At 65.6% G+C, this 15,054-nt stretch carries 12 protein-coding genes; 6 read left to right on the top strand and 6 right to left on the bottom strand.

Annotated features, from left to right (window positions below):
- Positions 1-58: 58 nt before the first annotated feature.
- Positions 59-1,231 (bottom strand): cysteine desulfurase family protein, encoded by a 1,173-nt coding sequence (locus tag DNX69_RS12240; protein ID WP_110786300.1) that lies wholly within the window; start codon positions 1,229-1,231, stop codon positions 59-61.
- A gap of 233 nt (positions 1,232-1,464) precedes the next feature.
- Here DNX69_RS12240 and DNX69_RS12235 point away from each other — a divergent pair, with 233 nt between their 5' ends.
- On the top strand, positions 1,465-2,112 hold the full coding sequence (locus tag DNX69_RS12235; protein WP_011158012.1) for an alpha/beta hydrolase: 648 nt from the start codon (positions 1,465-1,467) through the stop codon (positions 2,110-2,112).
- Positions 2,113-2,121: 9 nt separating this feature from the next.
- Here the strand turns inward: DNX69_RS12235 and DNX69_RS12230 are convergent, their stop codons facing one another.
- A complete protein-coding gene (locus tag DNX69_RS12230) occupies positions 2,122-3,225 on the bottom strand; it encodes an anhydro-N-acetylmuramic acid kinase (RefSeq protein WP_110786256.1) in 1,104 nt (367 codons plus the stop codon).
- 157 nt (positions 3,226-3,382) lie between these two features.
- Here DNX69_RS12230 and tyrS point away from each other — a divergent pair, with 157 nt between their 5' ends.
- The 3 genes from tyrS to DNX69_RS12215 all read left to right on the top strand — a co-directional run bounded on the left by tyrS (position 3,383) and on the right by DNX69_RS12215 (position 6,724).
- The gene (gene tyrS / locus DNX69_RS12225; protein ID WP_110786255.1) at positions 3,383-4,639 is read left to right on the top strand and encodes a tyrosine--tRNA ligase; all 1,257 of its coding nucleotides are present in this window, start codon (positions 3,383-3,385) and stop codon (positions 4,637-4,639) included.
- A gap of 84 nt (positions 4,640-4,723) precedes the next feature.
- Positions 4,724-5,941 (top strand): MFS transporter, encoded by a 1,218-nt coding sequence (locus tag DNX69_RS12220; protein WP_110786254.1) that lies wholly within the window; start codon positions 4,724-4,726, stop codon positions 5,939-5,941.
- Positions 5,942-6,163: 222 nt separating this feature from the next.
- A complete protein-coding gene (locus DNX69_RS12215; protein WP_110786253.1) occupies positions 6,164-6,724 on the top strand; it encodes a cytochrome b in 561 nt (186 codons plus the stop codon).
- Between the two features lie 31 nt (positions 6,725-6,755).
- Here the strand turns inward: DNX69_RS12215 and DNX69_RS12210 are convergent, their stop codons facing one another.
- Positions 6,756-10,376: a DUF3971 domain-containing protein gene (locus DNX69_RS12210; protein WP_110786252.1), complete on the bottom strand. Its 3,621-nt coding sequence runs from the start codon at positions 10,374-10,376 to the stop codon at positions 6,756-6,758.
- 281 nt (positions 10,377-10,657) lie between these two features.
- On the opposite strand from DNX69_RS12210, the gene DNX69_RS12205 reads away from it, so the two are divergent.
- Both DNX69_RS12205 and DNX69_RS12200 read left to right on the top strand, forming a co-directional pair.
- Positions 10,658-11,260, top strand: coding sequence for a peroxiredoxin (locus DNX69_RS12205; protein WP_110786251.1), 603 nt, complete (start codon positions 10,658-10,660; stop codon positions 11,258-11,260).
- Between the two features lie 93 nt (positions 11,261-11,353).
- Positions 11,354-12,727, top strand: coding sequence for a M23 family metallopeptidase (locus DNX69_RS12200; protein WP_110786250.1), 1,374 nt, complete (start codon positions 11,354-11,356; stop codon positions 12,725-12,727).
- Here the strand turns inward: DNX69_RS12200 and DNX69_RS12195 are convergent.
- From DNX69_RS12195 to DNX69_RS12185, 3 genes are all read right to left on the bottom strand, one after another.
- The gene (locus tag DNX69_RS12195) at positions 12,724-13,650 is read right to left on the bottom strand and encodes a DMT family transporter (protein ID WP_110786249.1); all 927 of its coding nucleotides are present in this window, start codon (positions 13,648-13,650) and stop codon (positions 12,724-12,726) included. The two genes, DNX69_RS12200 and DNX69_RS12195, sit on opposite strands and share 4 nt — an antisense overlap.
- Before the next feature lie 108 nt (positions 13,651-13,758).
- A complete protein-coding gene (locus tag DNX69_RS12190) occupies positions 13,759-14,070 on the bottom strand; it encodes a glutathione S-transferase domain-containing protein (protein ID WP_110786248.1) in 312 nt (103 codons plus the stop codon).
- A 75-nt stretch (positions 14,071-14,145) separates the two neighbouring features.
- Positions 14,146-14,997 carry an NAD(P)-dependent oxidoreductase gene (locus DNX69_RS12185; protein WP_110786247.1) on the bottom strand — a complete coding sequence of 284 codons (852 nt, stop codon included), beginning with the start codon at positions 14,995-14,997 and terminating at the stop codon, positions 14,146-14,148.
- Positions 14,998-15,054: the final 57 nt, after the last annotated feature.

Genomic DNA, 15,054 nt, shown 5'->3' with positions numbered 1-15,054 from the left:
GACCGCGGTGGATCTGCGAAAGACATGCTTACACGATCCGTCACGGGATGAAACCCTCTTAGAACCGTTCAAGCACTGTTTCACGATCCCTTCTAGCTATGTTGCCGACCAGCTTTCTCCAAGCCTCCAGACAACAATCAATGTCGGATTCGCTACTCGACCAGCCGAGGCTGATCCTGATTGCAGACTTAGCAAGTTCCGGGCCGCAGCCCATCGCCCCCAACACGTGCGACGGCTGCACCTTGCCAGACGAACACGCCGACCCCGACGACACCGCGATACCGGCCAGATCGAAGCCGATTACGGCGGTTTCGGCGCGTAATCCCGGAATTGCGACGAGCGTCGTGTTGGGGAGCCGCGGCACACCGGCCGACATGATCACCCCGTCCTCCCCGGCAATATGTCGCAAGCCGGCCTCAAGTCGTGTCCGCAATCCTTCGACCCGGACCATGTCGTGCTTGATCGCAGGGATGGCGAGAGCCGCCGCCGCGCCGAAACCAGCGATCCCGACTAGGTTCTCGGTGCCGGCCCGCCGCCCCAATTCCTGGCCGCCGCCGCGCAGCAAAGGCTCCGGCCCCGACAGCCCGGAACCGAGCACCAGCGCACCGACCCCCTTGGGGCCCCCGATCTTGTGTGCAGACAAGGCCAGAAGATCGGCCCCGAGATCTTTGATTCTGAACGAAATCTTGCCGAACGCCTGGATCGCATCGACATGAAGCACCCCGCTTGCTTCATGGACGATCTCAGCGACTTCACGAATCGGCTGAAGCGCACCGGTCTCGTTGTTGGCGAGCATCACAGACACCAGGGTGGCTGGACCGCTAGCCAGCATGGCGCGCAGGTGGTCGAGATCGACCACGCCGTCCGGCGTGACCCGGATCTGGTCCACGCGTTCCGCAGTGAACCGGCCGCCGCTCAGCACCGCGGCGTGCTCGATCGAGGAAACCAACAATCGTTCAACGGGTTCCGAGCCGATCCGGAGGCCCGGCGTCAGCGCCAGAGCGTTCGCCTCGGTGCCCCCTGAGGTGAATACGACATCGCGCGGCACTGCCCCAACGGCCTCGGCGAGCTGCGCCCTGGCCTGCTCGAGCAGGCCGCGCGCCGCACGTCCTTCGGCATGGATCGAGGACGGATTGCCGACCAGATCGAGCGCCGAGGTCATCGCCGCCTTCGCCTCCGGCCGCAGCGGCGTGGTCGCATTCCAGTCCAGGTAAACTCGATTGGCCGTCACCGCGCTTGTTTCCCCCTTCACAGCAGTCGATCCGCCGGTGATCGGCTCCGCCGCCGGCCCACCCTGTTCAATATGCTTGCATTTGGCCCTGCGCTCCATGCTAGAACGCAGCTCCCCGTTTCCTCCGGCCGCCTGCCCGATCCGCTTCGCGGCAGCCGGCGGCTGTTGCTGGCAGGACCCGCCCGTGCACGGCGCGGCAGGCCCATTCCCACAATGTCGCGCAAGGATCGCTGATGCCCGAAGTCATTTTCACCGGTCCGGCGGGCCGCCTCGAAGGCCGCTACCACCCCGCCAAGCAGAAGAACGCGCCGATTGCGATGGTGCTGCACCCGCATCCGCAGTTCCGCGGCAACATGAATCACCCGATCGTCTATCAGGTGTATTACGCCTTCGTCGCGCGCGGCTTCTCGGTGCTGCGCTTCAATTTCCGCGGCGTCGGTCGCAGCCAGGGCTCGTTCGACCACGGCACCGGCGAACTGGCAGATGCGGCCTCGGCGCTCGACTGGGCCCAGACCATCAACCCCGAGGCGCGCGCCTGCTGGGTTGCCGGGTTCTCGTTCGGCGCCTGGATCGGCATGCAACTGTTGATGCGTCGGCCCGAGGTCGAGGGCTTCATCTCGATCGCGCCGGAACCGAACCGCTACGACTTCTCGTTCCTGGCGCCCTGCCCCTCGTCCGGCCTGATCGTCCATGGCGAGAAGGACATCGTGGCTCCGGCCAAGGACGTCAACACCCTGGTCGAGAAGCTCAAGACCCAGAAGGGCATCGTCATCGACCAGCAGACCATCCCCGGCGCCAATCACTTCTTCGAAGATCGGATGGAGCCGCTGATGGAGACGATCACGTCCTATCTGGACATGCGGCTCGCCAACGTACGCTGACGCCTCCGGCTACGGCCGCGCCAGCAGCCCGCCGGTCATCGGGAACGCGACACCGGTCGTCGCCGGATAGCTGAGCGGCAGCCCCTTCAGTCCACGCGCGGCGAGGAAGCCGAACGCCTGCGCCTCCATCGCATCCGCCGACCAGCCGAGTGCGTCGGCGCTGTCGATGCTGGCCGGCGCCAGCGCGTCGCGCAGCATCCGCATCATCGTCAGGTTCCGCGCCCCGCCGCCGGTGACGACCCAGCTCGCGGGCGGCTTCGGCAGTAGCGGCACCACCGCCGCAATCGCCCGGGTGGTGAACGCGGTCAGCGTCGCTGCGCCATCAGCCGCCGACCAGTCGCGCAGTGCGAGCCCGGCGAAGTCGTTGCGGTCGAGCGATTTCGGCGGCGGCTTGATGAAGAACGGATGCTGCAGCGCATCGCCGACCCACGCCTGATCGACCACGCCTTGCGCCGCCAGCCGGCCCTCGCAGTCGAACGGCTTGCCTTGGGTGCGGAACACGAAATCATCGAGCAGCGCGTTGCCGGGCCCTGTATCGCAGGCGATCAGCGTATCGCTGCCGTCGATATAAGTGATGTTGGAGACGCCGCCGATATTCACCACCGCGACCGCGCCGTCACGGCTGAGCGACTGCGTCAGCGCACGATGATACACCGGCACGAACGGCGCCCCCTGACCGCCCGACGCGACGTCGGCGGCACGGAAATCGTACACCACAGGAATACGAATCGCCCTGGCCAGCGCAGCAGCGTCACCGATCTGGACGGTGAGCTTCGCCTCCGGCCGGTGCAGCACGGTCTGGCCGTGAAAGCCGGCGACGTCGATGGCGGCGGCAGACAGCCGGTATTGCGCGATGAATGCCGAGACCGCTTCGGCATGCGCGATCGTCACCGCCCGCTCGGCTTCGGCGAGCACGCCGGGGCGCGCATCGCGGCGGTCGAGCTCCGTCGCCTCCGCAAGCGCCTGGCGCAGCAGGCCGCGCTCGGTCTCGGTATAAGGCCGGTAGCCCGACGGACCGAGCGCAGCGACGCGCCGCCCATCGGTCTTGATCAGCGCGACATCAACGCCGTCGAGCGAGGTGCCGCTCATCAGTCCGATCGCCGTCATCATCATGGCAACGCGCCTTTCTGCCCGCTGCAGAACGTCCAACTTGTGTCAAACACCTAGTTCTTATAATGCCACGGGGTAACGGCCCCGAAAGACTTTCCTGGGCGTCGTCGCGCGCGATTTGCGCCGATCGTGAAATAACTGTGATCAGAGACCGATACAGATGACCGCTTTTAAGTCTGATTTTATGAATGTTCTCCAGAGTCGGGGATTCATTCATCAGATTTCCGACCCCGACTCGCTCGATGCGCTCGCGGCGAAGGGCGAAGTGGTCGCGTATGTGGGTTACGATTGCACGGCCGCGTCGCTGCATGTCGGCCACCTTCTCTCGATCATGATGCTGCATTGGCTGCAGGCGACCGGCAACAAGCCGATCGCGCTGATGGGCGGCGGCACCACACGCGTCGGCGATCCGTCCGGCCGCGACGAGACCCGCAAGATCCTCACCTACGAGCAGATCGACGCCAACAAGGAGTCGATCAAGGGCACGTTCTCGAAGTTCATCACCTTCGGCGACGGCCACAGCGACGCGGTGATGGCCGACAACGCCGAGTGGCTGACCAAGCTGAACTACATCGAGATGCTGCGCGACGTCGGCCGCCACTTCTCGATCAACCGCATGCTGACGATGGACTCGGTGAAGCTGCGGCTCGACCGCGAGCAGGAGCTGTCGTTCATCGAATTCAACTACATGATCCTGCAGTCCTACGACTTCGTCGAGCTGGCGCGCCGCTACAAATGCAATCTGCAGATGGGCGGCTCGGATCAGTGGGGCAACATCGTCAACGGCGTCGACCTCGGCCGCCGCATGGGCACGCATCAGCTTCACGCCCTGACCTGCCCGCTGCTGACGACATCGTCCGGCGCCAAGATGGGCAAGACCGCCGCCGGTGCGGTCTGGCTCAACGGCGATATGCTGGCGCCCTACGACTACTGGCAGTACTGGCGCAACACCGAGGATGCCGATGTCGGGCGCTTCCTGAAGCTGTTTACCCTGCTGCCACTGGACGAGATCGAGCGGCTTTCGAAGCTGCAAGGTGCCGAGATCAACGACGCCAAGAAGATCCTCGCAACTGAAGCGACCGCGCTGATCCACGGCCGCGAGGCGGCCGACAAGGCGGAAGCCACCGCGCGCACCACCTTCGAGCAGGGCGGCACTGCGCAGGATCTGCCAAGCGTCGAGATCAGCCGCGGCGAACTCGACGCCGGGATCGGCGTGCTGGCGGCATTCGCGGAGAAGACCGGCCTGGTCGCCTCCAACGGCGAAGCGCGCCGCCAGATCAAGGCCGGCGGCCTCAAGGTCAACGATGCGCCGGTGACCGACGAGAAGATGACGCTGACCGCGACCGATCTGTCGTCGGACGGCGTGATCAAGCTGTCGATGGGCAAGAAAAAGCACGTGCTGCTTCGGCTTGCATAGCCCCATTCGCCAGTTGGCCCTGCTCCTTTCCGGCAAAACCGCGTTCGATACCCAAAACGTGGTTTCGTTCGGGAAGGAACGTCCTTGGATCACCGTGCCTCGCGCATCGGCCTGTTCATTCTCGGCCTGTGCTTCGTGCTGTCGTTGCTCGGGCGCGGGCTCGGCGAGAGCTTCACCGTATTCCTACTGCCGATCTCGGCCTCGTTCGGCTGGGACCGCGCCGAGGTGGTGTCGATCTATTCGCTGACGGCGCTGTGCACCGGCCTCGCCTCGCCGTTGGTCGGCCGCCTGTTCGACCGCTCCGGCCCCCGCGCGGTCTATACTCTCGGCATGGCGCTGCTCGGCGGCGCGCTGCTGATCGCCGCCTATGCCGAACGGCTATGGCAGTTGCAGATCACCGTCGGACTGTGCGTCGGCCTCGGCATCGCATGCACCGGCAACGTTCCGAATTCGATCCTGCTGGGGCGCTGGTTCGGCGCCAAGCTGCCGACCGCGATGGCGGTGGTGTATTCGGCGATCGGTGCCGGCGTGCTGGTGATGCTGCCGGTCGCGCAAGTCCTGATCGAGCGGTTCGGCTGGCGCGAGGCGTATCTGATCCTCGGCGTCGCGATGCTGATCCTGCTGGTCCCGCTGTCGCTGCTGCCGTGGCGGCGGTTCGCCGCCGGTGCCGACGCGCACACGCGGCGGCCGAGCAACGAGGCAGTGGACGACGATTGGACGCTGGCCAGCGCGATGCGTCACCATGCGTTCTGGGCATTGTTCGCGACGTTCTTTTTCACCGCGATCGGCATGTACTCGATCTCCGTGCAGGTGGTCGCCTATCTGGTCGACGCCGGATTCACCCCGTTGCAGGCCGCGACCGCCTGGGGGTTCTCCGGCGTCGTGCTGGTGGTCGGCATGCTCGGGGTGAGCTGGCTCGATGGAGTGATCGGGCGTCGACCTTCGATCCTGGTATCCTACGCGATTTCGATCACCGGCCTCGCACTGCTGTGGCTGCTCCAGTGGTACCAGAACCTGCTGCTGCTCGGCGGCTTCGTCATCTGCTTCGGCTCGATGATCGGCTCGCGCGGCCCGCTGATCACCGCCACAGCAATGAGCATCTTCCGCGGCAGGCGCGTCGGCACGATCTACGGCACGATCTCGATCGGCAGCGGCCTCGGCTCGGCGTTCGGCTCGTGGTGCGGCGGCCTGCTGCACGACCTCACCCAGAGCTACAATCCGGTGCTCGGCTTCGCGCTGATCAGCGTCGTGCTCGGAATGATCCCATTTTTGGTGGTCCCGGCGCTGCGAGAGCGACAATAAGTTCGCGCTGTTGCTTTGCAATCGCAGCTACCTGTCATGACTTCGTATTTCCTCCGTGGCATAGATCGGGCCATTGGCAGCCCGCCGTCCCTGCGATCAGCAAAATGTGTTCGGCAAATTGCGCTCGATCACATCGCGCCTGCCGCCCTGCCGGGCATCATCGTCCGGTGGGCTGCTCGCGCCGCGGGCTGCGACGCGCCGCGATTTTGCTTCGGAGACAACATGACAACCACGACTCTCGACTCCGCCGACAAACGGCCCGCCGAGTACGGCGCGCTCGCTGTCCTCATTCACTGGCTGATTTTCTTCGCCGTGATCGCCCTGTTCGCTTCGATGAACTACGCACACGGTCTGGAGAAAACCGACCCGCTGCGGGGCACGCTGTACAACTGGCACAAGGCGATCGGCACCTGCGTGCTCGGCCTCGGCTTGCTGCGCATCCTGTGGATCAAGATCCACGGTACGCCCGATCTGGTGCCCTCGCCGCGCATCACCGAGGTAATCGCCCGGATCAGTCACGGCCTGCTGTATTTGCTGCTGCTCGCTCTGCCATTGTCCGGCCTCGGCATGACGCTGTTCTCCGGCCGCGGCGTCGACCTGCTCGGCATCCCGCCGATCGCCAAGAACGATGCGATCGCCAGCGTGCTGCACGCGGCGCACGGACCGCTGTTCCTTTTGACTGCGATCGTTGTGCTGATCCACGTGATCGGCGCGCTGTGGCACCAGTACTTCCGCCACGACGCAACGCTCGGCCGCATGGTGCCGTGGCTGCGTGGCAAGTAAGCGCGGCGCCGATACTCGAAAAATGTAACGCTTAGTTGGGCGGCGCCGGGAAATCGGCGCCGCTGTTTTGTCGGCCGGTATTGAACTCGAAGATCTTGCGCAGCACGCCCGGTGCCATCGCTGAGATCGGGTTGACCCGCAGCACCGGCTTGCCCGGCGTGCCGACCACCTCGTAGGTGACTCCGATCAGGCCCTCATTGCTGCCGCCGCCGAGGAACAGGCCGACGATCGGGATCTGCCCGAACATGTTATTCAGCCCGTACATCGGCACGAAGGTGCCACTCATCCGCACCTGGTTGGCGCCGTAATCGATCGAGCCTTCGATCGTGGCGCCGATGGTCGGCCCCTTCACCACCCCGTCGCGGATGGTGAGCTGGCCGTTTTGGCGGCTGAACTCGGCGCGCAGTCGCGAAAACGCCAGCCCCTGCGGCTGTCCGCCCGGTGCACCGGCGGCGACGCGATCGAGCGCCGCTTCGCCCTTCACGGTGAAGTCGCGGACGTTGATCAGACCTTCCTTCTCGCGCGGCTCGCCGCCCGGCGGCTCGACCGCCAGCGAGAGCTGCCCGCCATACATCTTGGCGTAGCTGTCGGTGAAGCGGAAGAACGCGCCCGCGTCGTTGGTCTCCAGATAGATCACCTCGCGCCCCTGATTGCGACCGCGCAGATCTGCGGTGATCGGGGTGTCGCGTCCGAGCTTGCCGCTCATCGTGAAGTTGCGGAACGCGCCATTGCGACGCGTCGCTTTGACATCGAGGCTGCGCAGCGCTTCGCCATAGAAGCCGGCGACCGCGCCGAGCTTCAGGTCGAGATCGAAATCGATACTCTTGCCCTTGGCATCGCTCGAGCTGCCCGAGAGCGCCGACTTGATGAAGCCGCGGCCGTCGAACACGTCGCCGCGCATCACCGCTTTCAGTACGCCGTCGTTGCCGCGATCCGCCTTGAGCATCGCCTTGTCGCCTTCGGAGGGCGAATACACGGGGAAGTTGGCATTGAGCAGGTCGCCGTCGCCGTCGACCTCGAGAGCGCCCTTGATCAGCGTGCCGCCGCCCTCGATCGTGACGTCTTCGAGCCGGGTCGATTGCGGCTTGCGGACCACATTGAACGCGGCTCGGCCGGGCTTGCCGGGCGACTTGGTCCAGCCGGGCAACAGATTGTCGAGCTTCACCGAAGTGAGATCGGCCTCGATGGCGAATTTGGAATCCTGCTCATTGTCGCCGATCTTCCCGTTCATCTTCACCCCGAGCGGGCCGCTGAGGCCGCTGCCGAGATCGAACCCGAGCCGGGCGCGGCTGGCGTCGTCGAGCGTCGCCTGAAGCTTGAGGTCGGCGTCGCCGTCGACCGGCTTGCGATAATCCAGCGACGCCGGCTGGCCGTTGATCTTGACGTCGCCTTTGACCTGATAGCCTTGGTTGTTGGCCGTGACCTTCAGCGTGGTGGCTTCGAGCTTCTGGCCCATCGCCACCTTGTCGCCGGAGAAGCCGCTGAGGTCGGCTGTGATCGAATAGCTAGTGTCTTGCTTGGTCAGCTCGCGCTGGATCGGCATGCCGAGCATCACCTGGGCCGACACCGTTCCCTTGGTGCCATTGGGATCAATCGGCAACGCGGCGGCGTCGCTGAGCCGGCCGGAGGCCAGCACCTCGGCGACCGCGGGCACCGCGCCGTCGAGCTTAAACTTGATCCGCGCCGGTGCCGGCTTCGGCGCAAGATCCGGCACCTCGAACAAAATGTCGGACAACGCAATCTTCCGGCCGCTGTCGGTATCGGCATTGGCCTGATTGATCGCCACCGTGGCGGTGCGGCCGGTCACCCGAACCCGCATATCCGCGTCCTTCACGGTCGGCATCCCGTCCACCGGATGGATCGCCGCGCCGCTGCCGAGGATATTGACGAGCAGCCCCTCGTCCGGGATCGGCGGCCCGCTACGCGACAGGTTCTTCAACGGCGAGTTGACGGCGATGTCGATCGTCTGGATTGAGCCGGCGAGGATGCGATCATTTACCCACTCGCGCAGCTCGGGCACAATCAGTACCGGCCACATCCGCTTCAGAGCCGAAACCGACATCGGCGTGCCGGCCAGCCCGAGCGTCAGCCGCGGCTCGCCGGAGTAATCGATGCTGCCGGAACCAGCAACGCCGATCTCACCGTTGCTGACGTCGGCTTGTGTCAACAGCACCCGGCGATTGGCGCTGTCGAACCGCACCCGGACGGCGATCCGGTTGAAGATCAGCGGCGCCTCGTTCTGAGCGCCCGGCAACACAATCGTCCCGCCGGACAGACCGAGCCGCCAGTCGTTGACGCTGCCGTTCGGCGGCTCGAGCGAGGCCAGCAGCGTCACCCGGTTCTGGCCGGCCAGCACCTTGAACGGCGCGATCAGCACGCGGCGATTGGCGTCCCATTCGAAAGTCGTCTCGATCTGATCGATCGCCATCGGATAGTCCGGCGTTTCCAGGTCGACCAAGGTGCCGGCTCCGGCCGTCAGCTTGCCGCGGAAATAGGTCGGCACGCCGTCGCGGCCGACCTCGCCCTTGAGATCACCGGTGAGCGGGAGGTCGGCGCTGTAGGTCAGATTTTTGAGTCGCAGCGCAAGCAGCACGGTCCGGGTCGGGACCTGGTTGGCGTGCAGCTCGACCGAGCGCACACCGTCGCGGGCGGGACCGACCTGGACGCGGAGCGACCACGGCTTGGCCCCCTCCTCGCCGACGCTGAGCGCAACGCCGCCCCCGCTCGGCCGCCGCAGACTGAGCGAGATGTTTTCGAACGTCCAGCGATTGCCGCGCTGCTCGTCGTCGACGACCAGATTGCCGTTCTTGAGACCGATCTCGTTGAGGTTCTGACCATCGAGCCCGGTCATGCTCAGGCTGTCGAGCCAGGACAGGCCGGCCAGCACGCCTTTCATCGCGTCGGAATTGTCTTCCGCTGGCGCGGTGGGCGCAGGCGCCGCGACGTCCGGCGAAGCGCCGGGCACGTCAGGGGCCGACGTCTGGCTGGGCAGCTTGAACTCGACCGGCCGGCCGGCTCTTGCGACCCCGGTAGCGAGCGGTTTTTCGGTGGATCCAGCCGACACCGTGACCTGACCCTCGGGGTCGATCCGGATCGCCAGTTCGGCCCCGACCAGTCTCAGGCTCTCGGCCCGCAGCTTGCCCATCAGCATCGCCGAGCCGGACAGCCGCACTTCCGCTTTCGGGGCCGAGGCGATGACGGCATGATCGCGGTCGCGGACCACGATGTCGCGGATCCGCACCGCGATGCGGATCCGACCGGCGCGCTCGATCTGCGTGCCGCCGATCTCTACCGAGTTACCATTACCGATGTTTTGCTCGATGGCGTCGGCCAGCCAAGGCGTCACCATGTCGAGGTTGATCGGGCCGGCACCGAGCCGAAGCCAAAGGCCGGCAAACCCGGCGGCGAGCACCATGCCGACCACGGCGAGCGTCACAACGATGCGCTTCAGCCACGGCGCGCCGACGGTGTGACGGCGGGACCATTCGTTGATGCGATGCAGACCAAGTCCACGCCGCTTCAGCAATCGGCGGGCGCGATGACGGCCGTCTTCCTCATGCGCGTGGTCCCAATGACCATCGTGCCAATGCGGGTCAGATGAATCGTGGCCGGCGTGCGGGTCGGACTGGTTCGGCGTCGGATGTTTCGCCATTGCCTCTCGTTGCACGCGCCCGTCGGGAGCCTAGTTGTGGAGGAAGGAGCCAGGCACCATCACGCAAATCATGCGCTGCAGTGGCGGCTTCGCAGCTCTCCTCGTATGAACCTCTACTCGCCCGCCGGCCCAACAGCCCCACTGAACGAACGGGGATAGTCGGTACGCCGAATCCCTGCGACCATACCCCGAGGTCGACGGACTTGCCCAGCAGCGGCATAGTCGCATCGCGTCTGGCGATGATCGATGTTGACCTTTCGAAAACGACGAAAGGAAGGCGCATGTCCAAGCAAACGCCGGAGAAATCACCTAAGAAAGTTCGTCCCCCAGCGAAGCAGAAAGCCGGAGCCTTCGCCGCAAAGAAAACCTCGAAGCCCGCGGCTAAGGCGGCAGCGAAGACCGCCGGCTCCGCCAAATCGGCCACTTTGATCGAAGGCGGCAAGGCCCCGGACTTCACGCTGCCCCGCGATGGCGGCGGCTCGGTCTCGCTCGGCGACTTTGCCGGCCGCAAGCTGGTGCTGTTCTTCTATCCGCGGGCCAACACGCCGGGATGCACCCGCGAGGCGATCGACTTCACTCGCCTGGCGCCCGACTTCGAGGCCTGCGGAACCGCGGTACTCGGCGTCTCCGCCGACTCGGTGAAGGCCCAGGACTCGTTCCGCGACAAGCATCAGCTCGCCACGCCGCTGCTCTCGGATCCCACCCATGCGATGCTCGAAGCCTACGGCGCCTGGGGCGAAAAGTCGTTATACGGCCGCAAGTTCCAAGGAATCATTCGCACCACGGTTGTGATCGATCAGGACGGCCGTGTCGCGCGCGTCTGGCGCAACGTCAAGGTCGATGGCCACGCCGACCAAGTACTCGCCGCAGTCCGATCGAGTTAGTTCGCATTTTCTGAAAATTAACCATGCAGGGGTCAAATCGGCTCGCGCCTCGAGCGGAACAGTAACGAGTTTCCGATCGGCGCGGGAGTTCCGATGTCTTATCGTTCCGGCCATCCATCCGCAGCGCAGCACTACCACCCCCACGATCAAGCCCGGCCGGCAACTCCGCGCCCGGCTCGGCCGCCGCGGCCGGTCCAACGACCGGCGCCGGATGCGCGCAGCTACACGATCGCACATGCCGGCCGGCAGGTCCGGATCGGGCCGGTGCTATTCTGGATCGTGATCGGCAGCATCGTGCTGCTCGGTGGCTGGACCGGAATTACCGCCACCTATTTCACCTTCCGCGACGACGTCCTGACCCGGCTGATCGCGCGCCAGGCCGAGATGCAATACGCCTACGAGGATCGTATCGCCGAGCTGCGCGCCAAGGTCGATCGCACCACCAGCCGGCAATTGCTCGACCAAGAACAGTTCGACAAGAAGCTCGACCAGATCATGCGGCGGCAGTCGCTGCTCGAGTCCCGCGCCGGCGCGCTCGGCGCCCTGCCTGACGTCGCGGTCACCGGCAGCATCAAGCCGACCCGCACGCCATCGTTCGACAGTGAAACGACGACCGGCCGGCCGAAGCCGTCACCGATCAACGACACGGTGATCTTCGTCGCCCCTCCAGACCGCGAAGCGCGGCTGCAGTCGCGCACCATGCCGGCGGCGCTGGAACGCCCGCCGACGCAATACGCCAAGGCCCAAGGCGTCGAAAGCGTGCTGACGCGGCTGCAGAACTCGCTCGACCAGGTCGAGAAGCAACAGATCGCCGCGCTCGGCGCCGTCGAAGACAGCTACGAATCCCGCGCCCGCCGGATGCGCGACGCGCTCAGCAGCCTCGGCCTCAACACCCGCTCGCTTGAAGCCGCGGCGCCGCGCGGCGGCGTCGGCGGCCCGTTCGTGCCGGTGCGCGCGCCGTCCGCCAACGCGTCGAGCTTCGACCGCCAGCTGTATCGCATCAGCGTGAGCCGCGCCCAGGTCGACCGCCTCACTCGCGTGCTGACACTGGTCCCCTATCGCAAGCCGGTGGTCGGCGAAGTCGAGCTGTCGTCGGGTTTCGGCGTGCGCACCGACCCGTTCCTCGGCCGACCGGCCATGCACACCGGCCTCGACTTCCGCGGCTCGACCGGCGATCCGGTCCGTGCCACTGCCGCCGGAAAGGTCGTCAGCGCGGGCTGGGCGGGCGGTTACGGTCAAATGGTCGAGATCGACCACGGCAACGGCCTATCGACCCGCTACGGCCATCTGTCGAAAATCATCGCCAAGGTCGGCCAGCATGTCAGCATCGGCCAAGTGGTCGGCGAGATCGGCTCGACCGGACGCTCCACCGGCCCACACCTGCACTACGAAACCCGCATCGACGGCGAAGCAGTCGACCCGCAGAAGTTTCTGCGGGCGGGGGTCAAGCTGGCGGGGGCGGCCTAGAGCCACTCGCTCCGCCACCTGTGTGCCTGGAGCCAAGCGATAGCCCGGCCGTCGATGATCAGGAGAGCGCTGGCGATCACGCTGCCGCCAATCAATTCACGAACGCCGATGTGTTCGTGCAGCACCACAGTGCCGAGCAGGATGGCCGTGACCGGGATCAACAACGTCACCAGCATGACGTTGGTCGCCCCCGACCGCGCAATGATGCGGAAGAACAGGACGTAGCCGAGCGCGGTCGAGAGCGTACCGAGTGCCGCCACGGCCAGAATGACCGGCGCGCTTGGAACGGGTAGTCTCCACGGCTGATCGAGCAACGCCGCGACGACACCGGTGATGAGCGTTGCCACGACCATCTGTGACGTCGCCGTCGTCAGGGGTGCGAAGCCGGTCAATCGCCTTCGCGCCAGCAGCGCCGACAGGCCGTACGACAGCGCCGCGCACAGACACAGCACCACGCCGATCCCCGTTTCGACCTCCCGCAGGTCAACCCCACGCAGGATGGCAACTCCCGTCACGCCGACTGCGACTCCAACTATGCGCTGGGCCGTCAGCCGCTCCTCTCCGGCGATCGCCATCACGACGACGGTGAACAAAGGGGTCGTCGCATTGAGCACCGACGCGAGGCCGGTCGAGATGAACGTCTGGCCTGTCGCCAGGCAGGAGAACGGAACGACGTAGTTGAGACAGGCCATTCCGACGAAGGGCAGCCACCCGGCGACGCCGCGCGGCATCGGAATCCCGCGGAGCCAAATGATTGCGAGCAAGACAAGCGCGGCGATCGCGGCACGAAGAAAAACGATCGTGAAAGGCGGCAATTCTTTCAGAGCCACGCCCACGCAAAAGAACGATGCACCCCACAGGATCGACAGCGCGATCAAGAGAGCCCAGTCTCGCGGATGAATCGGATGAACGGCTGATGACATGAGCGCACCTCGCGGCGTCAGTCATCAGTCATGTGGCGGTGCGCAGCCACCCGAATTCCGAAGCGGCTGTCGCGCGACTCGCATCTTCAGACGCTTGTGGAGACATCGTCAGCCGCAGCAACTGGTCCGCGCCGGCGACAGCCGCAACTTGTCAGCGATATCGGCGACCGATGGTGAGGCCCCGATGGCGAAAGCGTTCGTCTCAAAATGTCGTTCGGCGACACTAAGGCAATCGTCGATGCGCTTGCGCAGGAAACCGAGCACATGCTCATCGGGCGCTGGGGTGAATGCGCGCAGATAGCTGGACACCGCCATGTAGCCGGACAGCTTGGGATTGTCCCAGAACAGCCAGCGCATGATTACGTGACGATCATCCTCGTTCGTCTCACCGAAGCGGCAGTAGGCTTCGGCCAGCCGCAACAGGATCAGTCCGGCCTGCGTCAGGCTTGGCGGCCTCCGGATAGGCGAAGACGCATCGGAACGCGCCGCGGCCCGCTATTTTCCGCCGCGGATGGTGTACTCCGCCATCGCCGCCCAGTCGCGTTCGCCCTGCCCCGAAGCGACGGTTTCAGCCATCTGGCGGTGAACGGCGCTGAGCATCGGCAGCTCTCGGCCGGCCTGTTCGGCAGCCTCCGTGGCGAGGCGGAGATCCTTGAGGCCGAGCACCGCCTTGAAACCAGGCTGGTACTTGCCCTCTGCGATGATCGCCGAATACACCTGATAGGATCGGCTGCCGAACAACGTGCCGAGGATAAGTTCGAAGAAGCGCTCGCGCGGCAGCCCGTTGGCCTCGGTGAGCACCACACCTTCAGCCATCGCCTCGATCGCCATGGTGATCATCATGTTGCAGGCGACCTTGGCGGCGTTCGCGGTCGGCGCCTCGGTCCCCATGTCCCAGATCTTGCCGCCGATCACTTCGAGCACCGGCCGCACCGCTTCCACCGCGTCGGCCGGCCCGCCGGCCAGGATGTTCAGCTGGCCGGCAGCCGCGACGTCCGGCCGGCCGAGCACCGGCGCGGACACATAGCGAACGCCAGCCTTGGCGTGGACATCCACCAGTTCCCGCGCGAACGCCACGGAGATGGTCGATGTCACGACATGAACGAGGCTCTTGTTCGCCTTGCTCAGAGCGCCGCTGTCGAGCAGCACCGAACGGATCACAGCATCGTCCGACAACATTGTCAGCGCGACGTCGCCCTGCAGCGCGTCGACCGGGGTATCGACCATGGTCACGCCCTCGATCGTGCCGCCCGAGCGATTCCACGCTTTCACCCGATGGCCGGCGGCTGCGAGATTCCGCGCCATGCCGCGCCCCATTGCACCAAGTCCGATGATGCCGATGTCCATTGTGTTCTCCGATGCCAAACGTCCGCCAGACGCGCGTCCGCGCCCGCAGCGAATGCG

Source organism: Rhodopseudomonas palustris (assembly GCF_003226555.1).
In the GTDB taxonomy this organism is placed as follows: domain Bacteria; phylum Pseudomonadota; class Alphaproteobacteria; order Rhizobiales; family Xanthobacteraceae; genus Rhodopseudomonas; species Rhodopseudomonas palustris_I.
This window is presented reverse-complemented; position numbering and strand designations above follow the sequence as displayed.